The sequence below is a fragment of the Pseudomonas sp. ADAK2 genome, from assembly GCF_012935755.1.
Lineage (GTDB): Bacteria > Pseudomonadota > Gammaproteobacteria > Pseudomonadales > Pseudomonadaceae > Aquipseudomonas.
Map to the genome: position 1 here is coordinate 2,007,875 of NZ_CP052862.1, position 23,143 is coordinate 2,031,017.

General features: G+C 53.6%; 22 protein-coding genes and 1 pseudogene. 9 read left to right on the forward strand and 14 right to left on the reverse strand.

The genetic code is table 11. The features are described 5' to 3' along the window. The first annotated feature begins 302 nt into the window (after positions 1 to 302). Positions 303 to 713, forward strand: a complete 411-nt coding sequence (locus tag HKK52_RS09240) for a response regulator (protein WP_169370567.1) — start codon at positions 303 to 305, stop codon at positions 711 to 713. On the opposite strand, the gene HKK52_RS09245 is transcribed toward HKK52_RS09240, so the two are convergent. Continuing rightward, a complete protein-coding gene (locus tag HKK52_RS09245) occupies positions 678 to 1,004 on the reverse strand; it encodes a DUF1652 domain-containing protein (protein ID WP_169370568.1) in 327 nt (108 codons plus the stop codon). The two genes, HKK52_RS09240 and HKK52_RS09245, sit on opposite strands and share 36 nt — an antisense overlap. Before the next feature lie 176 nt (positions 1,005 to 1,180). Here HKK52_RS09245 and HKK52_RS09250 point away from each other — a divergent pair, with 176 nt between their 5' ends. Then, the gene (locus HKK52_RS09250) at positions 1,181 to 1,390 is read left to right on the forward strand and encodes a hypothetical protein (RefSeq protein WP_169370569.1); all 210 of its coding nucleotides are present in this window, start codon (positions 1,181 to 1,183) and stop codon (positions 1,388 to 1,390) included. A 249-nt stretch (positions 1,391 to 1,639) separates the two neighbouring features. Here the strand turns inward: HKK52_RS09250 and HKK52_RS09255 are convergent, their stop codons facing one another. From HKK52_RS09255 to HKK52_RS09290, 8 genes are all read right to left on the reverse strand, one after another. Further along, entirely contained in the window at positions 1,640 to 1,990 is a 351-nt protein-coding gene (locus HKK52_RS09255; protein ID WP_169370570.1) for a copper-binding protein, read from the reverse strand. Then, entirely contained in the window at positions 1,987 to 5,145 is a 3,159-nt protein-coding gene (locus tag HKK52_RS09260; RefSeq protein WP_169370571.1) for an efflux RND transporter permease subunit, read from the reverse strand. Before HKK52_RS09260 ends, HKK52_RS09255 begins: the two co-directional genes overlap by 4 nt. Further along, positions 5,142 to 6,626: an efflux RND transporter periplasmic adaptor subunit gene (locus HKK52_RS09265; protein WP_169370572.1), complete on the reverse strand. Its 1,485-nt coding sequence runs from the start codon at positions 6,624 to 6,626 to the stop codon at positions 5,142 to 5,144. The genes HKK52_RS09260 and HKK52_RS09265 overlap by 4 nt, the downstream gene beginning before the upstream one ends. Next, positions 6,623 to 7,879, reverse strand: a complete 1,257-nt coding sequence (locus tag HKK52_RS09270) for a TolC family protein (protein ID WP_169370573.1) — start codon at positions 7,877 to 7,879, stop codon at positions 6,623 to 6,625. The genes HKK52_RS09265 and HKK52_RS09270 overlap by 4 nt, the downstream gene beginning before the upstream one ends. A gap of 99 nt (positions 7,880 to 7,978) precedes the next feature. Then, the gene (locus HKK52_RS32610; protein ID WP_169370574.1) at positions 7,979 to 8,320 is read right to left on the reverse strand and encodes a hypothetical protein; all 342 of its coding nucleotides are present in this window, start codon (positions 8,318 to 8,320) and stop codon (positions 7,979 to 7,981) included. A gap of 402 nt (positions 8,321 to 8,722) precedes the next feature. Further along, positions 8,723 to 9,517 carry an acetoacetate decarboxylase family protein gene (locus HKK52_RS09280; RefSeq protein ID WP_169370575.1) on the reverse strand — a complete coding sequence of 265 codons (795 nt, stop codon included), beginning with the start codon at positions 9,515 to 9,517 and terminating at the stop codon, positions 8,723 to 8,725. A 58-nt stretch (positions 9,518 to 9,575) separates the two neighbouring features. Then, entirely contained in the window at positions 9,576 to 10,256 is a 681-nt protein-coding gene (locus HKK52_RS09285; protein ID WP_169370576.1) for a type 1 glutamine amidotransferase domain-containing protein, read from the reverse strand. A gap of 38 nt (positions 10,257 to 10,294) precedes the next feature. Further along, complete coding sequence (locus HKK52_RS09290; RefSeq protein ID WP_169370577.1) at positions 10,295 to 10,741, reverse strand: cupin domain-containing protein; 447 nt, start codon at positions 10,739 to 10,741, stop codon at positions 10,295 to 10,297. 215 nt (positions 10,742 to 10,956) lie between these two features. Between HKK52_RS09290 and HKK52_RS09295 the strand changes: the two genes are divergently transcribed. Continuing rightward, complete coding sequence (locus HKK52_RS09295; RefSeq protein ID WP_169370578.1) at positions 10,957 to 11,838, forward strand: NAD(P)-binding domain-containing protein; 882 nt, start codon at positions 10,957 to 10,959, stop codon at positions 11,836 to 11,838. 57 nt (positions 11,839 to 11,895) lie between these two features. On the opposite strand, the gene HKK52_RS09300 is transcribed toward HKK52_RS09295, so the two are convergent. Both HKK52_RS09300 and HKK52_RS09305 read right to left on the reverse strand, forming a co-directional pair. Then, a complete protein-coding gene (locus tag HKK52_RS09300) occupies positions 11,896 to 12,831 on the reverse strand; it encodes a helix-turn-helix domain-containing protein (RefSeq protein WP_169370579.1) in 936 nt (311 codons plus the stop codon). A gap of 321 nt (positions 12,832 to 13,152) precedes the next feature. Further along, positions 13,153 to 13,917, reverse strand: a complete 765-nt coding sequence (locus tag HKK52_RS09305; RefSeq protein ID WP_169370580.1) for an SDR family NAD(P)-dependent oxidoreductase — start codon at positions 13,915 to 13,917, stop codon at positions 13,153 to 13,155. Between the two features lie 309 nt (positions 13,918 to 14,226). Between HKK52_RS09305 and HKK52_RS09310 the strand changes: the two genes are divergently transcribed. The 4 genes and pseudogenes from HKK52_RS09310 (at position 14,227) to HKK52_RS32965 (ending at position 18,213) form a co-directional block, all read left to right on the forward strand. Beyond that, the gene (locus HKK52_RS09310; protein WP_046061863.1) at positions 14,227 to 14,448 is read left to right on the forward strand and encodes a hypothetical protein; all 222 of its coding nucleotides are present in this window, start codon (positions 14,227 to 14,229) and stop codon (positions 14,446 to 14,448) included. Further along, positions 14,445 to 15,938, forward strand: coding sequence for a cytosine permease (locus HKK52_RS09315; RefSeq protein WP_237150755.1), 1,494 nt, complete (start codon positions 14,445 to 14,447; stop codon positions 15,936 to 15,938). The genes HKK52_RS09310 and HKK52_RS09315 overlap by 4 nt, the downstream gene beginning before the upstream one ends. Positions 15,939 to 16,389: 451 nt before the next feature. After that, positions 16,390 to 17,355: pseudogene (locus HKK52_RS32960) on the forward strand (PDC sensor domain-containing protein); the annotation flags it as partial. 102 nt (positions 17,356 to 17,457) lie between these two features. After that, positions 17,458 to 18,213, forward strand: a complete 756-nt coding sequence (locus HKK52_RS32965) for a methyl-accepting chemotaxis protein (protein WP_442962291.1) — start codon at positions 17,458 to 17,460, stop codon at positions 18,211 to 18,213. Between the two features lie 45 nt (positions 18,214 to 18,258). Here the strand turns inward: HKK52_RS32965 and HKK52_RS09325 are convergent, their stop codons facing one another. Continuing rightward, positions 18,259 to 18,978 (reverse strand): TetR/AcrR family transcriptional regulator, encoded by a 720-nt coding sequence (locus HKK52_RS09325; protein ID WP_169370582.1) that lies wholly within the window; start codon positions 18,976 to 18,978, stop codon positions 18,259 to 18,261. Between the two features lie 396 nt (positions 18,979 to 19,374). On the opposite strand from HKK52_RS09325, the gene HKK52_RS09330 reads away from it, so the two are divergent. Then, positions 19,375 to 20,259 carry an NAD(P)-binding domain-containing protein gene (locus tag HKK52_RS09330; protein ID WP_169370583.1) on the forward strand — a complete coding sequence of 295 codons (885 nt, stop codon included), beginning with the start codon at positions 19,375 to 19,377 and terminating at the stop codon, positions 20,257 to 20,259. A gap of 48 nt (positions 20,260 to 20,307) precedes the next feature. Here HKK52_RS09330 and HKK52_RS09335 read toward each other — a convergent pair whose 3' ends face one another. Next, positions 20,308 to 21,204 carry an alpha/beta hydrolase gene (locus tag HKK52_RS09335; protein ID WP_169370584.1) on the reverse strand — a complete coding sequence of 299 codons (897 nt, stop codon included), beginning with the start codon at positions 21,202 to 21,204 and terminating at the stop codon, positions 20,308 to 20,310. Between the two features lie 37 nt (positions 21,205 to 21,241). Next, the gene (locus tag HKK52_RS09340) at positions 21,242 to 22,120 is read right to left on the reverse strand and encodes a phytanoyl-CoA dioxygenase family protein (protein WP_169370585.1); all 879 of its coding nucleotides are present in this window, start codon (positions 22,118 to 22,120) and stop codon (positions 21,242 to 21,244) included. 197 nt (positions 22,121 to 22,317) lie between these two features. Here HKK52_RS09340 and HKK52_RS09345 point away from each other — a divergent pair, with 197 nt between their 5' ends. After that, the gene (locus tag HKK52_RS09345; protein WP_169370586.1) at positions 22,318 to 23,064 is read left to right on the forward strand and encodes an SDR family oxidoreductase; all 747 of its coding nucleotides are present in this window, start codon (positions 22,318 to 22,320) and stop codon (positions 23,062 to 23,064) included. Positions 23,065 to 23,143: the final 79 nt, after the last annotated feature.

The window sequence follows — 23,143 nt, forward strand, 5'->3', positions numbered from 1 at the left end:
GGCCCTTGGCGCTTCAATTACGGAGGCGGCCATCCTGCTCATTCGTATCCTATGTCGGTAATCGAGGAATGATTCCCAACTCGATGACAGGCGGTAGCGTTCATTCCATAGTCAGGCGTATGAGTAGCCAACTGCTCGGTGGAATGGCTAAGCGTTAAATACAGTGGTTGCTGTAAAATGCCGAACCTTTGACCTGAGACATTGAACGAATTGTTTTCAGGGTCGCGCATCTTGAAAATGGACATAGACTCAGAGCCATACGTTGGAGACGTCGGCACTTTGGCCGGCTAAGGAATCGATGAGTGAACGTAAATTGGGAAGGGATATTGCCAATTCAAGGAGAGATTATCGTCATCGAAGACGACCCGACATTGCGCTCGCTGATGGGGGATATCGTGGCGGAAATAGGCGCAAAAGCAGTAGCGTTCGACACTGCTGATGATGCATTGACCTATCTGCTGGAAGCGCATGATCAGTGTCGGCTGGTGATCGCAGACCATGGCGTGCCGGGGCAGATTCAAGGAATCGAATTCATTGAAATGGTCAGGGGTAGATGGCCGTATATTGCTGCAATTCTAACGTCCGGGTATCTGATTGACCCCGCGACAGTACCTGCATCAACCATCTATCTGCACAAGCCCTGGTCACTGGACGACCTAGTCATCGCGGTTGCGTCCCTACTGCAGCCTGATCACCCCATCCGTAAGACTTGAGTCGATGTGACTTGGTGGCTCTGATGCTGAGAGTCCACCATTTACCGTCGCGCTCACGCAGATCTTTTTGCGCGCAGCCATTTCAATTCTGAGTTCGCCGATCAAATTCGAGATCGCCCGACTGGACGTGAGAGCCGATGCCAACACGCCGGGGACAAACAGTTCGACATGGCCTGAGGAAGGTTCAATCATCTTGATCAAAAGCGCCCCTTTTGGGTTCACCGTGCAGGTGCAGGAGCGTGGTAATAAACCGCTCTCAATGATATGTCGGAGCTCAAGAGCGGAGATCATGACGTTCCTTCGAATGGGAAATTTGAACTCAGTCTTGTCTAGTAAACCCAGTAGTCAAGGAAGGTGCGAAAGCAAATTCACGACCAATTGTTTCGCCTCCCATCGGCATCGAACTAACGTCGCTGATGCTTCAATTTTTATCCCGCTACGCTTGGCTTTTTCATGGAGGAAAATCGATGCCAAATTCAGACCTGCTGCCATCCCTGCTTTTTAAAATCAACCAAAACCAGCTCGCCCTTGAAGCCGCAATCATGGAACTGACCAATTGGGTCGAGCAGCGCGGATCGGGAGACGTCGCCGGCAACGTGCGCGGTGCACTGGAGACGATCAGCAAAAACGAAGAGTTCATCAACATGAGCCTAGCGGTGCTCATGGCACCTGAGTGATCAACCGATAGGTCACGGGATTGGCTGACGGCCAGCGCAGTCAATCATCCTAAGAAAATGCACGTAAAACCATAGGCCTTGAGACATCCGATGAGCCTTCACGTTGAACTCAAACGTCGCACGTCGTCTAGCGCATAGTTGTCCTACCCGATAGATACCTATCAACCGATAGTGGCAGCAAGTCTTATACCGCGTAGACGGTAAAAACCGGCGCGTCAGTGCGTGCCGGTAATTTTCATAACTACAGTCTCATGTTTTAATGGAAACAATTGTGGCTTTGCCACCCTCTAGCCGAAAGGAAAACGATACACGGTCTCCGGCCTTCAGCCCTGTCATCTGATCCTCCGTTACGGAAAAAGCCATTGTCATTGGCGGCCACTGTACGGCTGGAACAGCTCCGTGGGAGATGGTCACCGTATGCTTCGTAGTATCTATAGCCTTGATCGTTCCCTCGGCATTGGCAACTTGAGCCTGTTTTGTTTCCTGCTCCATCTGCATGCCCTGCATACCGTCCATTTTCATGCCAGGCATGTCCTCTGCCAGGGCAGAAAGAGACAGCGTAATTACGGTGCTAGCAACTGCAATCATGGCCAATTTCATATGACTTTTCCTTGAGAGTTGATGGGTTCAACTATGAGGTGCCGGCGACGCATTAGGCGATAGGCTGCCGGAATGACAAAAAGGGAAAGCAAGGGTGCTGTGACCATGCCGCCAACCATGGGCGCGGCAATGCGGCTCATCACTTCGCTACCAGTCCCGCTGCCCAACAAGATGGGTAACAAGCCCGCAATAATGACGGCCACGGTCATGGCCTTAGGTCGAACACGCTGCACAGCACCTTCACGAATCGCCGCAACCAGTCCGCGCTCAGTGCTGTCGCCGACGTCTTCACGTTCGGCCCAAGCGTTCTTCAGGTAGAGCAGCATGATCACGCCGAACTCGGCAGAAACCCCGGCCAAGGCGATAAAGCCGACTCCGGTGGCGACCGACAGGTTGAATCCCAATAGATAGAGGAACCATGCTCCACCGGTCAGTGCAAATGGTAGAGTGGCCATGATCAATAGCGCCTCATCGAAGCGGGCGAAAGTCAGGTAGAGCAGAACGAAGATGATCAACAACGTGGCAGGTACTACCAGTTTGAGGCGTGCGTTGGCCCTTTCGAGAAACTCGAACTGTCCTGAGTAGCTCAGGCTCATGCCTGGCTGCAGCTTGACCTGTTCATTGACGACCCGACGCAGGTCGGCGACAACCGAGGCAATGTCCCGCCCCCGCACGTCGATATACACCCAGCCTGAAGGCCTTGCGTTTTCGCTCTTGAGCATCGGCGGCCCGTCGCTGACCTTGATCTTCGCCACCGTGCCAAGGGTGATTTGGCTGCCTAGCGGGGTGTAGATTGGCAACTGCTCCAGGGCGCCGAGCGAGTCACGCCACTCACGGGGGTAACGGACGTTGATCGGGAAGCGTGCAAGCCCTTCAATGGTCTCCCCGACGTTTTCGCCGCCGATAGCGCCGGCCACGATGGACTGCACATCGGCAATATTCAGTCCGTAACGGGCGGCGGCCTTGCGGTCGATATCCACGTCGATATAGCGGCCACCGGTCAGTCGCTCGGCCAGAGCCGAACTGACACCGGGCACATCCTTGGCCACGCGCTCGACCGCCTGAGTAGCGGCATCGATCTCCATCAGGTTGGTGCCGGCGACCTTCACTCCAATGGGACTCTTGATACCCGTAGCGAGCATATCGATACGGTTACGAATAGGTGGTATCCAGATATTCGTCAGCCCCGGGACTCGTACCACTCGATCCAGTTCTTCCACCAACTTCTCCTGGGTCAAGCCTGGACGCCATTGCTCATGTGGTTTGAACTGGATGGTGGTTTCGAACATTTCCAGCGGTGCCGGGTCGGTGGCGGTTTCGGCACGACCGGCTTTACCAAAGACGTGTTCGACTTCTGGTACGGTCTTGATCAATCGGTCGGTCTGTTGCAGCAGTTGCGCCGCTTTCTGCGCCGACAGCCCTGGCAGAGCGGAAGGCATATAGAGCAGGTCGCCCTCGTCCAACGCGGGTAGAAACTCGCCACCCAAGCGCGACATTGGCCATAGCGCACTGACAAAAACCAATAGCGCCACCAGTAACGTGATCTTTGGTCGACGTAAGACCGCGTCCAGAGCGGGCTGATAAATCCGAATCAACCACCGGTTCAATGGGTTCTGTTGTTCACTGGGAATTCGACCTCGAATCCAATAGCCCATCAGCACTGGCACCAAGGTCACTGACAACCCCGCCGCTGCGGCCATGGCATAGGTCTTGGTAAAAGCCAAAGGGCCGAACAGCCGTCCTTCCTGAGCTTCCAGGGTGAACACCGGAATGAACGACAGGGTGATGATCAACAAACAGAAGAACAGCGCGGGGCCTACCTCTGCCGCCGCTTCGGTCATTACATGCCAATGACGTTCACCCTTCAGTTCTTCCCCCGGATTGGCCGCGTGCCATGCCTCAACCTTCTTGTGGGCGTTCTCGATCATGACCACGGCGGCATCGACCATGGCGCCGATGGCGATGGCAATCCCACCCAAGGACATGATGTTGGCGTTGATACCTTGGTAACGCATGACGATGAAGGCAATCAATACACCAACAGGCAGGGAGATGATCGCCACCAGCGATGAGCGCAAGTGCCAAAGGAAGATCCCGCAGACCAACGCGACCACGATGAACTCTTCGATGAGCTTGTGACTGAGATTTTCCACAGCGCGGTCGATCAGCTTGCTGCGGTCGTAGGTGGTGACGATTTCCACTCCGGGCGGCAAACTGCTTTTCAGTTCGTCGAGTTTGGTCTTGACCGCAGCAATGGTTTCGCGAGCGTTCTTGCCGCTGCGCAAAATCACCACGCCGCCGACGGTCTCGCCTTCGCCGTCGAGTTCAGTGATGCCACGCCGCATTTCTGGCCCCAACTGGATCGTGGCGACATCACCAAGGCTCACCGGCACGCCACCCGCACCCAACTTAAGTGGGATTGTCCGAAAGTCATTGAGCGTCTTCAGGTAGCCGGAAGCACGCACGATGAATTCGGTCTCGGCCATCTCCAGCACGGCCCCACCGGTTTCCTGATTGGCCTTGCCGATAGCTTCGGTTACCTCAGCCTGGGTGATGCCGAGGCTGGCCAGTTTGAGCGGATCAAGTTGAACCTGGTACTGCTTGACCATGCCTCCCACGGTGGCTACTTCCGCAACGTTCGGCAGGGTCTTGAGTTCAAACTTGAGGAACCAGTCCTGAAGAGCGCGAAGCTGTGCCAAATCGTGCCCGCCACTGCGATCCACCAGTGCGTACTGATAGATCCAACCCACCCCCGTCGCATCCGGCCCCAACGCCGGCTTGGCGCTGGCCGGCAAGCGGCTTTGTATCTGACTCAGATACTCCAAAACCCGCGAGCGGGCCCAATACAAGTCAGTACCGTCTTCGAACAGCACGTAGACAAAACTATCGCCAAAGAAGGAATAACCACGCACGGTCTTGGCCCCCGGCACCGAGAGCATGGTGGTGGCCAACGGATAGGTGACCTGGTTCTCGACGATCTGCGGCGCTTGTCCTGCATAAGGGGTGCGGATTATCACCTGCACATCGGAGAGGTCTGGCAACGCATCAATGGGCGTGCTTTGCACCGACCAGATGCCCCAAGCGGTGACAAACAGTGTCGCCAGTAGCACTAGGAATCGGTTGGCCACTGACCAACGAATCAGGGCAGCAATCATGGCTGGCTCCCCGATTTATCCAGGCGTTCAACACGCAAGCCATCGTCGGTCTGGCTCAACGCGATTCGAACCTTGTCACCCGCTTTGAGGCCCTGCATCAGCGCCGGACTAGCGAGTGGGAAAGTCATCGTCATGCCAGGCATACCCAGCGTCTTGAAAGGGCCGTGGGCGAGCGTGACTTCTTTGTCGTTGATCTCAACGATCTGCCCATCCGCCTCATGAAAACTGGAGGCTGTTTCACTGGGTGGCGACTCTTCCTCCGTGCGAGCAACAATGCCCTTAAGACTGGCCTCCGAGTCGAGCAGGAACTGGCCAGACGTAACCACCTTCTGGCCTGGTTCCAGACCTTTCACTATCGCCGTTTTGCCATCGCTTTCCTGCCCGAGGTGCACCTCCACGGGACGGTAGCGGCCAGCGTCTTCGGCGAGCATCACCAGGGCTCGTCGGCCAGTGCGAATCACCGCCTCACTCGGCACCCACAATACACTTTGCTCGGTCGAACGATTCAGGCGTACCTGCGCCGTCAAACCCGGCCTGAGGCGCCCATCCGGATTGGGTAACTCGACACGCACCCGAAGTGTGCGGCTGTCCGGATTGGTCTCGGGCAAAATCGCGCTGACCTTGCCACTGAGTGTTGTTCCTGGGAAGGCTGGCAGACGCGCTTCGACCGCCTGCCCCACGGTGATAGCTCCGGAATCCGATTCTGGAACGGCCACGGCTAGCCAGACACTGCTCAAGCCATTGACGCGCGCCAGAGTGTCGCCAGTCGCCACGGTCATACCCGCACGTACATTCAACTCTTGCAGCACACCGGCAATAGGGCTGGTGAGCGTCAGGTAGGGCTGAACCTTACCGCCACGCTCTAACTGAGTGATCAATGTTGCCGGCACCCCTGTGAGCCGCAGTCGTTGGCGGGCGGCAGCCAACAAGTCAGCATCACCGTTGCGCTTCAGGGCAAGGAACTCTGTCTGGGCGGCTGCCCACTCGGGCACCAAGATATCCGCCAACGCCGCGTTGGCTTTGAGTACATCGCCGGGAGCATGGGCATAGACCCGCTCCACAAAGCCAGTGGTGCGGGCCTGAATTACAGCGACATCACGCTCGTTGAATCCCAAGACTCCTGTGACTTCAAGACTGGAGTTGAAGATTCCACGGGTGACTGTCGCAAAACGCAGACCGAGATTCTGAGTCAGACTCGGATCGATACTGACGGTCGCACGATCTCCTGCGCCACCGGCGTACTGAGGAACCAGTTGCATGTCCATGAAAGGGGATTTACCCGGCTTATCGAACTTTTGCTGCGGGTACATGGGATCGTACCAATACAGAGCCTTGCGTTCCTCTGGGGAGTTGGGACTCTGCTCCGGGCTGGCACCAGGTACTCCGCTCATGCGTTGATGTGCGAACCAGTAACCACCGGCAACACCGAGTGCCAGCAATACGCCTACCAGCAATGCCCTGTTCCATTTTTTAAGGATCATTGGCTGGACTCCCCATAAGCAAAATACAGACGCGCACTGGTCAGTGCTCGCTGTTCTTCCACGTCGATCTGTTTGAGACGGGCTTCAATGAGTTCACGTCGGGCGGCAACCACCGCGTTTAAATCGCCCTTGCCTGCACGGTAACTGGCCATGCTGAGTTCGACCTTTTCCTTGGCTAGCGGCAACAGGCTGTCCTGATTTCTGCGCACGGCACGATTCAGACGCTCATAGTCAGCCAGTTCATTTTCCAGTTGCTGGGTATGCTCGCGTGACAGCGCTTCGCGCTCGGCCTCCAGCTGGTTGAGTTCAGCCTGCTTGGCCGCAATCCTGGGGTTTTGGCGAGAGTCGGGAAATAGCGGTAGATCCCAGGAAAGTTGAACGCTAACCATGTCGCCGAACTGACGATCACGATGCTGATAATCCAGTTCCCAACTCCAGTCCGACTGCTTTTCCGCTTCGGCTTCACGAACTTTGGCTTGCGCTTCGCGGGTCATCGGCGCAAACGCTACCAACTCGGGGTGGTGTTGCAACTTATGGGAGTAGCCTGAGGTATCTACGGGCCATTCAGGCAAACGACCCACGGGCTTGTCGTTGGCGGCGGAGCCAATCCAGCGTTTGAGGGCTGCTCGCGCCTGTGCTCTCTGGAGAGTCAGATCGTCCTGTTGCTCCGCCAGTTGAGCTGCTTCCTGCTTAGGTGTCACCGCATCGGCGGGTTGAGCGCGGCCACCGGCAATTTGGGCCCGGACGGTATCGCTCAGCAGGCGGTTCTCTTTGTAGAAGTCCTGGAACAGCACATCTTTGCGCTCAACCGAGTAGCTGCTGATCCAGGCCAACGCCGTGGACTGGCGCACCTTCAGACGTTCGACTCGACGCTCCGCAGAGGCACGATCAATAGCTGCATCGGCGACTTCGATACGCGCTTTGCGCTTGTCGCTATTGGGCATCTCCTGCCTGACCCCGACCATCTGCATGGTCATGAAGTCCTGGTCGATGCTCCAACGATCCGGGCCGCCAATGGGGTAGTTCTGCACACCCACCAGAAGCTTGGGATCAGGTAGTTCACCAGCAGGGATGGCTGCCTTGCTGGCAGCCTGAATTTTCGCGTCTTGTGCGGTCAGCGACGGCGCATTGTTTTCTGCCCGCCGCAACGCTTCATCGAGCGTCAATGCGGCAGCGAAACTCGGCAATGCCAGCACGCTTGCCGCTAGGCCGGCCACGAGAGACCAGCCTGTGCAATTGAACTTGGAGTCCATGTTTACAATTCCTGTAATCATCCACTGCACGCGTCAAAAGACATGCGCGCAGCTAGTCCATCCCGCTAATGCGGAATGAGGCTCAATGTGGGACAGGAATCAAACGCGGGGCGGTCGCCATACCCCGGATGGGGTCTGTATAGGTAGGGAATCGCTGAAAAAGGAAATCGCTACTGGGCTGAACAAGGTTACGGGAGGCTTGAGGATCGAGACTTGCAGCATCCCGCCCGTCTTGCATTCCTGGCCCGGCTTGCAAGGCTTACCGTGCTCGGAGGGGCTTTTCATACCGTTGCAGCAGTCCATCCCCATGTCGTCCATCATAGCCATGCCCATCGTCTTCATTGGGCAAGGTTCTGTTGGTGCCTGAACACCCGCCATCCCGCTGAGGGGAAGCGCCAAGCTGATAAAGAAGATGAGGCAAAACCGCAGATAGCGTTTCATGGGCTGGAGTGTAATCGCTGCAAATGGCTCTTACAATTGGACACGTCATCATCGACTTGTCGTCAAAAGTTCAACGTAGGCAATAAAGCCGAAAAGGAATTAAGCCAGCATTACGTATAGAAAATAGACGTTGATGCCGAAGGGCCCTTTTGTACTCAAACCAAAATCACTTGGCTAGCCAGGACTCGACCGTCGCGGAGCCGGGCTCTGTTTTCCATTCCTTCAGCATTTTCTAATTCCCGTATTTTAAAGGCTCGTTGAGCAAAAAAAGGCGCCCTTTAGGGCGCCTAAAAACATCCGCCATGCTGGATGTATCTGCTCAATTTTACGCAGCGTCTGGTACCGCAGCCTGAACAAAATGGGTGACAGGGGCGTCGCTCCTTTGAAAAATCTGTATGCGTATTATTGGTTCAGCTTTTGGAATCGGGCTGGTTTACGGAACAGACGGAAATCGTCGAATTTCTGCCCGTAAATGAATGGCAGATACGCATCCCTGTCTGGCAGTATGTCCAAGCGCGGTACCGTCCAACTCGACTCGCCTTCGGTGTAATAAGCCGTACCGACCGATACGACTGGAATGGTGTGAAGTGGATCCAGCGCTGTGCCAGTGAGTTTAAGAGTACCTTTGCCTTCACGCTTTACTCGAAGGTTCTCCTGGTTCTTCATGCAGTTCAGAATCGGATCGTGCTGCAGACCAAAGCCGGTGGAGTGAGGCACCGCTTTGATTTCAAAATCATAGCTCTCACTGCTTGAAGGGCCGAGGTCGGCCCCAAACTCGGCTTCAATCTCGATCAAACGTACACCGTTGCGCTCGCAGAATCCGTAGGCCTCATGACCGTCCATATAGACCTGAGCAATACCTGTTTTCTTTGCCTCCCCCCACATCTCACGACCGATTGTAACTGGCATATCCCCGCTCACAATCAACACGAGCATGGTGGTGCCTTCGAGTTCTTTGTATCGACATTTGAGAGAAATGATTCCGCAGTCGAACTCGCCACACAGCTCGCTCTGCCAACGTGAAACGCTCGCTATGGCGGTAGGTGTTTCAGGCAGATCAAAACATGGTGGTAGCACCGACCGCAGGAACTCGAAGGTCGTCTCGAACTCAATCGATACAGCTTCGATTGTGCAACGCCCTTCAGAAAGAATTCGTTGAATTTCCTGGAGCTCTTCTTTCGTTTTTACGAAACTCATGACAGTCGGTATCCCTTGGTATTTTTATAAGTTTAAAAGTGACAACTTGAGGTGAAACTCAAGCTTTCAAACGCTTGATAACTGCTTCGGCTACACCCGCAGAGGACGCTGGATTTTGGCCAGTGATCAATGATCCAGAGACGACAACATGGCTTTCCCAATCGACGGATTTCGAATACACCGCTCCAAGGGCTTTCATGTCAGCTTCGACGAGATAAGGAACTGCCTTTTCCAGGCCTACTGCAGCTTCTTCACTGTCGCTAAAGGCCGTCACCTGGACACCTTCCACCAATGGGCGGCCATCGCTTTTCCGAGCATCGAGCAATGCGCATCCCGCATGGCAGATGGTGGCAACAGGCTTGCCTAAGGAAATGAACGATTCAATCAGCGACACAGAATGGGGGTTATCGCGCAAGTCCCACAGGGGGCCATGGCCACCCGGATAAACAAGCGCGCTTACATCCGGAGCCAATATGGATGAAAGCTTGGCTGAGGAGCTCATACGCTCTGCCAAAATGGCATCCGAGTAATAGCGCTGGTAAAGAGAACTGTCCTTCAGAGCGTCCACCGAAGCAGGATCAACAGGCACATTGCCTCCCTTCGGCGAGGAAAGGCGCACAGGAAGACCGGCATCAACGAAGCTGTAATATGGGACTAGAAACTCTTCAAGCCACAGCCCAGTTTCCCTCCCGGTATCACCAAGAGTCGCGTGGGAGGTTAATACAAATAAAATACTCATCGAGTTCACTCCGGACGTTTTATCCAAATGACAGGGACTCAGGCAGCTGTTTGCTGCTCCCACAAGTCCTGGGCGGTCGACCAAGTTTGGTTGACGTCTTTGCCGTCAGCGGTTCTCCAGGTAATTGGGCCTACCATCTGAAGGATGAAAGTGGTGTCAGCGAGCATCTTGGTCTCTTCGTGCTCAGCACCAGTCGCTTCATAAAGAAAACCGTGCTTGACGCAAAGTGCACCGCCATTTTCTGGCCCACCACGCAATTCAAGAATGCCGTCGAAGACGTAGCCTTCCGCTGGGCCATGGTGAATGTGCGGCAGCAGAACTGAGCCGTTCGGACAGAAAAACATCACTGTCCAGATGCCAAACTCAGGAGAAACATGGAGTAGCTTCCACTTCACACCGCCGGTATGAAATTGCTCTGGAAACTCCTGCCAGTCTACTTCGTCAACCTGCACATAAGCGTCTTGTGGTTTCTGGATCTGGTTCATTTCAGGCCTCACGGATTGTGGGTATCGGTGGGCACAAGCTACATCTGGGTTTCAGTTCGTCCTATCCAGAATTGGCAACAGGCGCATATGACGCACGCTAGGAGGGCGAAAAAGCAGAGTTGCCGAAAATGGCTATTTCCTTAGAGGTTCAGAGCTTAGCTTTCGGGTAGTAGATAACCCGGCGAGCGCTCCTCGCCCATATGAGGAATAAGAAGATGGCTAAAACAATAACGGTAATCGGCACTGGCTTGATGGGTTCCGGCCTCGCCCGCACACTGCTTGCAGCAGGACGAAAAGTCACAGTGTGGGATGGTCGTCCTGAAGCCACTAAACCTCTGGTGGAGAAAGGTGCCACGCTTGCTCCTTCCTTCGTGGAAGCGGTGCATGCAAGTGAGCTAACCATCATGATTATCAGCAGCGCAGCTGGTGGTGCATCGCTTATAGAAAGCAATATCGAGTCGCTTGATCTGGCCGGTCGCTTCGTGGCCAATCTCAGCACTTCTATGCCGGAAGACGGACAACGCTTTCGTAGTCTCGTAGAAAGTCGTGGCGGGATCTTTATCAACGCAGCTATCTCTTCGTACCCTGACCTGATTGGCGGCCCTTACACAGCGATTCAATACGCATGTGATCCAGCCGTATGGGACGAGATTGCAGAGACCGTTAAACCGATGGCGCCACAAGGCACGATTTACACCGGTGAAGACCTGACTGTGCCACCTATCGTTGATGCCGCGATGACGGGCAGCTTTTACGCCGTGGGCCTGGCCGGCTTCCTTGAGGCAGCGGCATATGCCAAGACTCAGGGCGTCAGTGCGAGCCAACTTTCAGAGTTTGCCGACAAAATGTTGGATCTGCTGCGCTATAAAGTGCAAAAGAGCATCAAGGAGATCGAGGCCAACGATTTCAGCACAATCCAGGCAACTGTGGACGTGTATCTGGATGCCGTCGTTCAGTGGCGCGATGCACTTAAGGCAAGCGGACTGCGGGCCAGTCATATCTCGGCACTCGCGGATGACCTCAAGATTGCTCAGGATGCTGGTCACGGCGCCTTGGGCTTCAACTCGCAATATCTGGTGGCAGGGGCAAAGGGCTAAGGATTGGGCAATAAAAAGCCGGCTACGAAAGAGCCGGCTTTTTACATTTGAGGGCTTTTAATGATGACGTCGGTGCGCGCCCAATCTGCTTACAGTTTGAGACGGTAGTTCTCCGAAAAACTCCTGATAGTATTTTGAAAATCTACCCAGATGGCTGAAGCCCGCATCAAGCGCGGCGCCTTGAATTGTCTCCTGCGGTGAGGACATCAGCAGTTTTCGTGCGGTGTTCAGTCGCACAGACCTTACATAGTTCAGTGGAGTCATGCCCAATACATCTTCAAAACTGTATTGAAGCGTTCTACGGCTGATCCTGAGGTGGTTACACAGGTCTAGCACTCCAATGTCTTCATCCTGGACATGGTGAGCGAAAAATTCGCAGCTCTTTTCGACGATGTATGTCCGTGTCGAAGGAGGAATGACGAGCCGAGTAGAAGTTTCAAAATCCAAAATTTCTTGGACGCAGCTAAAAACCTTATCCAGACTCGAACTGAATGGATCTTGCCCGATTGCTGCCTGGACGTTACCCAGATGTGATTTTAGATTCAGCTCGAAATCGATCTGAGTTTCGGTAGAGGGCTGAATAAATCGCTCGAATGGCTTCGACTCGACATTTAGGAAAGCTTCAGTTTTGAATGTTTCGAGAAAAGCAGCCTTACTGACGGTAAGCATCAATGCTTCGATAGGCGCTTTTGCTACCGCATGGAAAGAGCGCCCAGACGAAATATGAAAGGTGTTGGCGTTAACGTACCTGCCATTGAGAAGTACATCCTCATCGGATCGCACGTTAACGATGACTATCGAATCCAGAGGAACATGACATATTTGCTCGACACAGGGACTGTCCATAGTCTCGCGAGTAACCTGCACTTTTCCGGCAATGGAATGGCTCGCAATAGCACCATGGAAGTGAGCTTTCTTCTCAAGCTGATGGTAACGATTGTCGTCCCATTCGTTCAGGCCACCAGCGTGCTCAAACGCATCATGCGACTCCATAAACCGAAACCTAGTGTCGTTCTGAGGTGTGTGCACGGCCATTATGAAATCTCGCTTAACTTAAATGACATATGTCTCTAAGCAAGCTTCATGCCGCCCATCCGTCAAAATATTTCTTATTCCCGGTATGCGCAGAGAGGCGCCTAAAACGAGCGCTGCAGGCCGAGCAAAAAAGACGCGAACCCTCTTGGGGCTTTGCGTTTTTTGTGAACTGATACCAACCTTGCATTTTATTGGGTCAGATGACCCAAGCTGGTGCGAATTTACTCACTTCTCAATCGAAGATCCGAGAAGAAACTACCCAAATGCTCAGAAACCTGACTAGCCAAAATGCCCAGCGGTCGCTCCTCCATCCAGAGAATAAACGATCCCGTTCGTGTAACTGGCTTCCTCGGAAGCCAAGTGATAGATGACCTTTGCCACCTCAGCAGCCTGAGCAAATCTGCCCAAAGGTACCTCTTTGGCGTAAGACTTCATCTCGGCTTCAGGATCACTCGCCTCCGCAAATAAGCTGTCCATCATCCGAGTCTGTACGAAGCCTGGACACACTGCATTGCTACGTACTCCCCAAGGCCCATAGTCCAGCGCCAGGCACCGCACAAGCCCCAAGACACCGTGTTTAGATGCACAGTAAGCCGCATATCCCGATGCACCACGCACTGATGCGTCGGATCCTATGGCAACGAAAGCGCCGGTTTTCTGTTCCATAAAAATCGGCATCGAATACTTCGACATTAACCAGGTGCCCGTGAGATTCACCCCCAGCATGAATTCCCAGTCTTCCCTAGCCAACTCATGAACCAGTCCTGTGCGAGCAACACCCGCACAAGGGATCACGGCATGAAGCGCAAGGTTGAAGGATTTGACGAACTCAAATAGCCCTCGCACCTCGTCCTCTTGAGAGACATTCACGACCTGTGCATGAAAGCTGCCGGCGCCAACCTTTTGGGCTGTCTCTTCCAAGCCAGATTGCGAAAGGTCACAGCCGATCACACAGAAATTATTCTTTGCAAAGTGGACGGCGGTCGCCTGGCCGATTCCAGAACCAGCTCCAGAAATAACGACAATGCGCATTTCTTTGCTCATGGCTGTACTCCATATTTTTTAGGCTGAGCCCACAACATAGCGTCAAGGAAGGGCTTGGCCGTAGCCAATATCGGCAAATCGCAAAGAGGTTGCCGATAGGAGGAAGTCTCGTAATGGATTGCCAAAAATGGATACGAGGTAACAGCTGCCAAGCGTAGGCTGAATACAGGGCGCAATTGGACAGTTTTACTGACCGTCGAAGGGAAGCAACAACAAAGCGTCCAGCAACACTTACTACCGCTGCCATAATAATTTTCTAAAACAGCCAAAGCGGACGGCATCGTAAGAACTCGTCCAGAGAGCAACGACATGAGCAAAGCTGACGTTGAACACGGCACAGGAATGATGAGTACAAGCGAAAGCTTGAACACGGATCTGTTGAAGCAACTGGAGGCCATGAACCAGCCCGAGCACACCTCCTCCGAATGCTGGAGTAGCGCTGCGTCGCTCGTTCGAGAAGCCTCTATATGGATTCTCTTAGGTGCGGTTCTTTGGATCGGTACTTTGCTGGCTGTAGGAGCAAACGCATGAGCACCTCACATAGCGTTGAACAAGAAGCCCTCGCGGGTCGGTTGCCAGTTCTATCGGGTAACCGGGTGTACAAAACCTACGGCTCATTTCTCTGGACTTGTTGCGCATTCAGTGCGGCAACATGGGCATTTCTCATAGGCAGCTATCTACCGTATGTAGGTGATTGGCGGCTCGGAGTGATGGGATATGTGATCGGCCTCATCATCGGCATGGCATTGGTCTCGCTCGCGTCTGGAGTGCCCAGCTACAAATACGGTACCGACCCTATTGATACCGCCAAAGCTTCTTTCGGCTACAGAGGGATCATCGTTCCCCTATTCGGCTTGCTTGCAACCTTGATCGGCTGGTCTTACGTAGTTGAAGCATTGACCGCCAGGGGAGCAGCGAACGTCGCGGCCACCGTCACAGGAAGCCAGGTTACAGGCGATTCACATGAGCACCTGGTGATTGGCGTTGCGTTGGCTGCACTGTTCCTTGTCTGGTTTATTGCATGCAAAGGGCCGAAGTTTTTTGAACGTCTCAATGGTTTTATCGGGCCGCTGCACATGCTGATCACCCTGGTGATGTTTGGCATCCTGGTGCATAAATTCGGGCTCGAAAACCTGTGGCACAACCAAGTGGCCCCAGATCAGATGCTTTCGCATGATCCCGTCCAGGGCCTGGCACTTGCCGTTGAGTTTGGCGTTTCCAATGCCATGACTTGGTGGCCAGTCATGGGTGGTCTTACCCGCCTGGTAAAAAGCAAAAATCATGTAATGGGCCCCTCAATCATTGGCGTGGGCATCCTCGGAGCGGCGGTTGTCTCCACCGTCGCGGCCCTCGCAGCCATCAGCGCAGGCACTTATGACCCAACGATTTGGATGATCGCGGTTGGCGGGCCAGTGTTTGGCTCAATCGTGATGACCATCGTTCTCACGGCGAACATTGCCACGATGGTTGTGATGATCTACTTGGCAGGGGTTTCAATTCAGCAGGTCAAATTCTTCGCGAGATTAAAATGGGAACTGCTTCTCGCACTCCTCCTGCTGCCTGGTGTGTATTTCGCCTTTGAGACCGAATGGTTGCTGTCCAAGGTTATGAGTTGGTTGTCGTACAACGGTGTGATGTTTGTGGGTATTTCCGGGATTACGCTTGTTGATTACTTCATCCTGAGACGCGAGCAACTCGATGCTCCAAGTCTTTTCGCGACTCGCAACAGCAACTACGCCTACTGGGGTGGCGTGAACTGGGCAGCGGTATTGATCAGCATCGTGGCGGTGATTGGCTACCTGGCGCTGTATGACCCCGTAACGGTTGCGATGCATCAATGGTTTCGTTACCTAGGCGCGTCCATTCCAGTAATCGCCATCTCTGGAGCTTCGTACTACTTGGCCGTGCGATTCATCGTGGCTCCAATGGGAAAAGGTAACTACACCAAAGGAACGGCTATCACTAGCCGTCCCACACTCGACCCACAGCCTGCACCTGGAACAATGAAGGTCAGCCTCTAGCCGCCAAATCTGTTTCCCGGCAATGAGGCCCAGCCCAAGCTGAGTCCAACATCTCGTTTCCCTCAGGGCGTCTTCTAGGCGCCCTTTTTTATGCAATGCGCGCAGCTCACTGCGCCCAACAGAGGCGTTGCTAATGCTATCGATGTACTCAATGAAGTTCAGAATGCTAGCCCTGGCAGGACTATGCTTAGTGACGACACTGGCGAGCGTTGTTGCCCTCAACGTCTACCAGGGAAAAGTGTCTTCAGATGAAATCCGAACGCAGAGCAGTGTTCTATTAGAAGTCGCAGCTCGCGATCAGCTCATCGGCAACGGGAAAACCCAGCAAGCTCGTATAGAGAAAAAATTCAGCGATGCCAATCTCTTAGCTCAGCAGGTAGCGCTGCAGTTGGGCACGCTTCGAGATCAGTTTGCGGAGGGTCGGATCAGTGCCGGGAACCTGCGGCGAGACATGGTCAAAAGCATTCATCAAGCAATAGCGGCCAACCCTGCTTTCTTGGGGCTATACGTAGCTTTTGAACCCAATCAAGCAGGTGGCGAAGATGAAGGCTTCAAAGGCAAGACAGAGTTCGGTTCAAACGAAATTGGCCGTTTCTCAACCTACTACTCTCGGTACGGCAGCACCACCTTCGAATTAACAGCATTAGACGAAAAAACTATCAACGGCGATCAATCGAATGCTAGCGGCCAACCGATGAATTATTGGTATAGCTGCTCGAAAAGTACGCTTAGGCCCTGCGTTACTGCCCCTTACTTCGACACACTGAATGGCCAAACTGAAGGTCTCGTATCGCTTGCAGTTCCCTACTTGGAAAAGGGCAAGTATGTCGGTGTGCTGGTGGTCGATTTGAGTCTGAATGATCTTCAGGAGCAAAGCGAAAAGCTCTCCCGTGATATTTACGGCGGACAATCGACGGTGAGCATCGTGAGCGACTTGGGCGTAATCGCTGCGAACAGCGCCTCGGCGAAATCAGCCGGAAAATTTGCTTCTGAGGTATGGCCCGAAAATGGAGCGCGGCTTCAGGCTCTAACATTTGCCTCTGGGATATCAGCTGCTCGCGACCGCGACAATTTTCAGTTGCTATTGCCCTTCCCTCCTATTGGCGACTCAGCATCTTGGGCCGTAAAGATCGACGTTCCATGGGATACATTGATGGCACCTGCTGACATGCTGGCAGACCAGCTCGATACACGACGCCGTTCAGGTATGTGGCAAAGTATTATGTTCGGTGCGCTGCTCGGAACATTAGGTCTTTTGTTAAGCGCGGTAGTCATCCACAAATCGCTTCAACCATTGAGTGTTATCACGCTCATGATCAAGGAAATCGCGAGCGGTGACGGCGACCTGACCAAGCGGATCAACTACCGCCAGCCTAACGAACTTGGCGAGCTTTCAGGATGGTTTAATCGCTTCCTAGACAAACTGCATCCTCTGATAAAGGAGATCCAAGCTACAGCCCAGAAAACTCGTGAGGCCGCAACGCACGCGTCCGCAATAGCACAAGAATCTCGCGCCAAATTGAACGCCCAAGCCAATGAGGTCGATCAGGTAGCTACAGCCTCTACCGAAATGGCGGCGACTGCGCAGGACGTGGCCAGGAATACCGCATCTGCCGCCGATGCCGCGCAGGATAGTAATGACGCGGGATCACAAGCTGATCGAATCATTGTCAGCGCGAGGCAAACAATTCATAAACTGTCCAATGGCATGAGCCAGAACATGTCCCAAGTCAGGGCGCTCGCCGACAGCAGCACAAAGATCAGTTCCGTTCTGGAGGTCATTCGGGGGATCGCCGAACAGACAAACTTACTCGCATTGAATGCCGCCATCGAAGCCGCTCGCGCCGGCGAAGCTGGTCGAGGATTTGCGGTTGTCGCAGACGAAGTTCGAACTTTAGCTCGGCGCACCCAAGATTCGGTAGCTGAGAGCCAGCTCGTCATTGAAGCTCTTCAACAGAACACCTCTAATGTGGTCGCTGCAATGAGCGAAAGCCACTCACTGACAGGCACGACGGTTGAAGAGTTCGCCAAGGTTGGGGATGCCCTTCAGCAGATGAGCATGGGGGTCGGAAGGATAAATGACATGACCCTACAGATCGCGACGGCTACAGAGGAACAAAGCAACGTGGCTGATGAAGTCAGTGCAAACGTCAGCAACATCAGGGACTTCACCCAGAGGTTGGCCGTGAACGGTCAAGAATTAGAAACCGTCAGCATGCACCTTGATCAGCTAGCGAAGACTCTTGAAGAAAAAGTAGGCCACTTCAAAGTCTGATCTGATCACCTTTGCGCCTTCTTATGCGAGGGCGCACTCACCTAGCTAAGCAGAGTCATCTGCAGGTGAACGCGTCAAGGTGGCAGTCCAAAATGAGATCGCGGTCTCGACCATCTGTTCACGGAGTCCCGACGTTGGGCTCAGCTGATCCTGGTAGAAAAAAACCCCCTCTATCTGCGTCGCGATCAGAGCAGCGTATGTCCGGACTTTGTCCGCTGGTAACTGGGGATTGATTTCAGTAATCAACTGACAGAAGCCGGTAAGAAAGTGGTTGTACTGACTGACCATTAAATCCTTGATCGACTCATCGTGGCTGGCCAGAGCTCCCATTTGAAAAAAGAACTTTCCAGTTTCTGTATCAAATGTCGCTGATGAGTTTTCCCGAATGGCAACTGCCAATCGCTCCATCGGTGTCTCGGCGGAGGCATTATCAACCAGGTGATTCACGGCCTCTACGAAGTGACCAAGCTTTGCCTTGATCATTTGCCGGCAAAGATTTTCCGTGTTGCCACAGTAGTGCTGAAGGTTGTTGAGGCTAATGCCCAACTCCTTGGCAACCTTTCGAGCGGAGAATTGCGCGTAGCCGTCCCGCACAAAGATAACGGCAGCGGCATCGTTAATCTCTTCGATTTTTTTTAGCCGCTTACCGGCACGGCTGTAGGGGCTGACGTCCCCTGCTTCACTTTCTTCATACTCTAATAGCACGCCGTGGCCGCTCCTTTTGTAGCGTTGGTGACCCATTCTTGCTGGGAACCAATCCAGCACTGCTACCCATCTTACCCCTAACCAAAGCGGCCAGTGCGCAGTACGGCCAGCTGACACCATCTAGTTGCCAAATTCGGATAAGCCGCCTGACTTTCCGAGCGTAGAGTCCCTAGCGGCATCAATGAAAGGTCGCTTTGAGCTGCTCCTATGAGGTCTCAAACAACCTGCGACCTTCCGTAAATTCGATGAGTCCTCCGGCACGGGATCAACCCCAAACCACCACGAATTTGCGTTGCTAACTCCGTCGATTCAATCGATGCCGCGTTACCACAAGGCAGGGAAATCCACTCCGAAACTATTAGGCATGGAGCACCTCAATCACCCCCTCTTTCAACCGTTGAACTCTTCATCGTTACACCGCTACACCCAACCAACCTATTACCTCAGGGGAATACCATGGTTCAAAATTTAACGCTTCTCGGCACAGGCTTAATGGGCTCCGCTTTCGCGAATCTGTTTATGAAAAACGGCGTGAATGTGACTGTCTGGAACCGCACGCCTGGTCGGTGTGCTCCGCTGGTTAAGATGGGGGCTAGGGAAGCATCAAGTATCGGCGCGGCGCTGGAAGCCAGCTCGGTGGTGCTGGTTGTACTACTGGATTACAACGTTTTCAGAGCGGTCATGAAGGGTAATGAACATCTGATCTCGGGCCGCGACTTCGTAAATTTCATGACTGGATCAGCTAACGATGCAACTCAACTACAGGACTACATCCGCGCTAACGGAGGTCACTACCTTGACGCTGCAATTGAAGCTTACCCTGACGACATCGGCCACGAGAGTACGCTGATTCACTATTCAGGCTCCCAGGAAATCTGGCTCCGCCATGAGAACTTGCTGCGAATGCCAGGCGCAGCCTCACGCTGGATCGGAGAGCTAGTCAGCGCAGCGAATGTGTTGGATGCAGCTATGGCTGGCGCATTCTACAACACCAGTATCGGCGCCTTTCTAGAGGCTGTAGATTTCGCCAAAAAAGCCGGAGTAGGCATCGAGCAGCTCGAAGGTTGTCTCGATTATTTCCTTGATCTTCTCAAAGCCGAGCTGACTGCCGTCATCAAGCACCACAAGTCTGATGACTATCGAACGGATCAGGCAACCCTTTCAATTTACGTAGCGGCAGTGAAATCGTGGCGTCAGACCATGCTTGATTCAGGACAGCGCGCCAGCCTCTTCACAGCCAATCTTCACTGCATGGAGATGGCCGTTGCTGAGGGTCGAGGAGACCTTGGGATCGCCGCCACATACGCCAACCACATTCAGTCTGATCGCCAAGAACGTTGACGAAAAAAGCCCCGGAGATTTCCGGGGCTTTTGGCTTCGCAAGCAAATCTACAGATGCTGTAAAAACCAGTTCGTCGCTGCCTTACTCGAAGCTTCAAAGTATTTGACGTAAGGATCGAAGTGACCGCCCTCAAGCAGAACCAAAGCCTTCGGCTGAAGCGCCTGCTCGTATGCTTTGAGAGCCAAATCCGTGACCGTCAACGTATCGCGCTTGGCCACAAGCATCAGCAGTGGAGTCGGGCTTATGCGATCAATAACAGATCCCGGCTCATACTCATTCAGCATCTCAACGCTCTTGAGCGTTACCTCGTTGCGCCAAGCAGGAGCGATGGTTCGTCCGCTATGGACAAAGAAGTCGTAGGAGTCCTGCCCTGGAAGAGCACAATCACTTGTTGGGTCTCCGTTAACGACTTCGAGCATCATAGGGGCCTTGCCCGCATACCGATCAGCCCGGTCAACCTCGAATGCATCCATGACTGCAGGCAGCAAGTCAGGGCGAATTGCGAGGCGCACATCCATCGAACCACTTATATCAGGCACCTGTGACGCTACACATTTCACCCGGCGATCAAAAGCCGCTACCTGTAAAACATGTCCACCACTGTAGCTCGATCCCCAAATGCCGATCCGCTGACTGTCGATCTGTTCAAGCGTACACGCGAAAGTAATGGCATCTCGGTAATCGCGGATCTGAAGTACGGGGTCAACTTCCTGCCGAGGAAGACCTTCACTCGATCCAAAATTGCGGTTGTCGTATATCAATACGGCAAAGCCATTTTGCGAAAATACTTCACCGTACTTATTCAGGTACTGCTCCTTCACAGCAGTAAATCCGTGGGCCATAACGATGGCCGGATACTGACTCTTTGCATCCCGTTCAGGAGTGTACAACCATCCTCGGAGCGTCAAACCATCGGTGGTTTGAAAGCTGATGTCACTGCGCATTGTTGGTTCTCCAAGCGTCATCGCCGGTTAATGATCGCTAAAGGATGTCTTCGGCGGTGGTGTTCAAGGCAGCATCAGGAGCAACCAGATAGTTGGGATCGCGCATCTCGATCCATCCGCAGAAAGGTGGGTTCGTGCTCCAGCCCAACAGTCGCTGAACACGTTCGGGGAACTCACGGACGCGCTCACGAGGAACCGCGATGTATTGGTTTTCCTCTTGGCGCAAGTAACCCAGAACCAAGGTGGTTGCGATAGCGGTACGTGGTTTGTCCACCGTCGTATTCTTGCCACCACTGTGATATGTCGATCCGAGGTAGATCAGACCGTCACCAACGTTCATCTCCGCAGGCACGGACTCCTCGTAGGTAGGCGCACGATCATCATCCCATTTGTGGCTACCTGGAATTACTCGCGTTGCGCCGTTTGCTTCGGTGTATTCGCTCAACGCATACAAAACCTGGATCTGACTGTCGGGGCCAGGATGACGCCGGTGGTGTGCAATATCATCCCGATGCAGCGGCTGTGCTCCCTCACCAGGCATGATCATAATTGCCTGGGTCAATGACATCTGCAGCGCTGGGATGGACACGTGCTGAGCGCCGTCGAGCCAATATTTGAAAGGCTTACACAGATGCTTCTCTGCTGCACCGTACAACTGTGGCTGAGTAATGAGATCTTGCATGTGGAGTGACCGGGAGAACAGCCCCGATATGCGTCGTGTTTTACGCCCAACGAAAGAGCCATCGCCATTAGGAGCAACGTCCAAGACATCAGCCAGATCAGCCCACAATCCGTCGATGGTTTCTTGCTTGAGCATGTTTTTGACAATGCACCCACCATCGCGCTCCAGGCACTCAAGGATGTCGTCAATGCTCGCGTTGCCAGGCAGAGTGACCAACGCTTTTTTGCTACTCATCTTGCTCTCCGGAAAACTTCAAGTGTTCGTGGAGCTTTTATACAAGTTGAGTGAGCATTCCTTTATCCAGAATCGGCAAGCCGGCGTAGCACCGCAGTCGTTTCCCGCGCGATGCACCCGTTGCCGATACTGGCTAGGTAGGCCGGGTAAGTACGGATAGCGTCTCCTCAACCATTCCATCGTTGAGGTGCACCAGAATGAAAAGACTAGAAGGCAAGGTTGCATTAATTTCCGGCGCGTCATCAGGCATTGGGGCTGCCAGTGCCATGCGATTTGCAGAAGAAGGCGCCAAGATTGTCATCTGTGACATCGACGAGGCGAAGGCCAGTTCAGTTGTGCAAGCAATCCGAGCTGCAGGTGGCGAGGCAATATTTACACGCTTGGACGTTCGAGATGAGAGTCAATGGATTTCAGCGTTTCAGGCAGGAGTATCGAAGTTTGGTTTCGTGAATGTCGTCATGAACAGCGCTGGTATCGCGGTACCTGGCAATGTCGAAACCATGAGCTTCGACGAGTGGAACAAGGAGCTTTCGGTTAACCTCAATGGCACCTTCTTCGGCATCAAACACGCGTTCAAAAACCTTCGAGAAACAGGCGGGTCGATTATCAATCTGTCCTCGATCGAAGGCATCGTTGGTAATCCGGAGTACGCAGCATACTGTGCAGGTAAAGGTGCCATCCGTAATCTCACCAAGTCTGCGGCGCTGCACGGAGGCCGAAGCGGCTACAAGATCCGGGTCAACAGCATCCATCCTGGGTACATCGTTACGCCAATGGTTGGAAATGACCGAGTAGAGCTAGCCCGATTGGCGAAGCTACATCCAATCGGCTTCTTAGGCGAAGCTATAGACATCGCCAACATGGCCCTCTTCCTCGCTTCGGATGAGTCGCGATTCGCAACAGGAGCAGAGTTTGTTGTCGACGGCGGGTTCCTAGCGCAGTAGAGCCTCTTAACTGCAGCTCACCATCGTAACGATGACTTCTGTAGTAATCACTGCTTAAACGCAATGCAATGTTTGAACC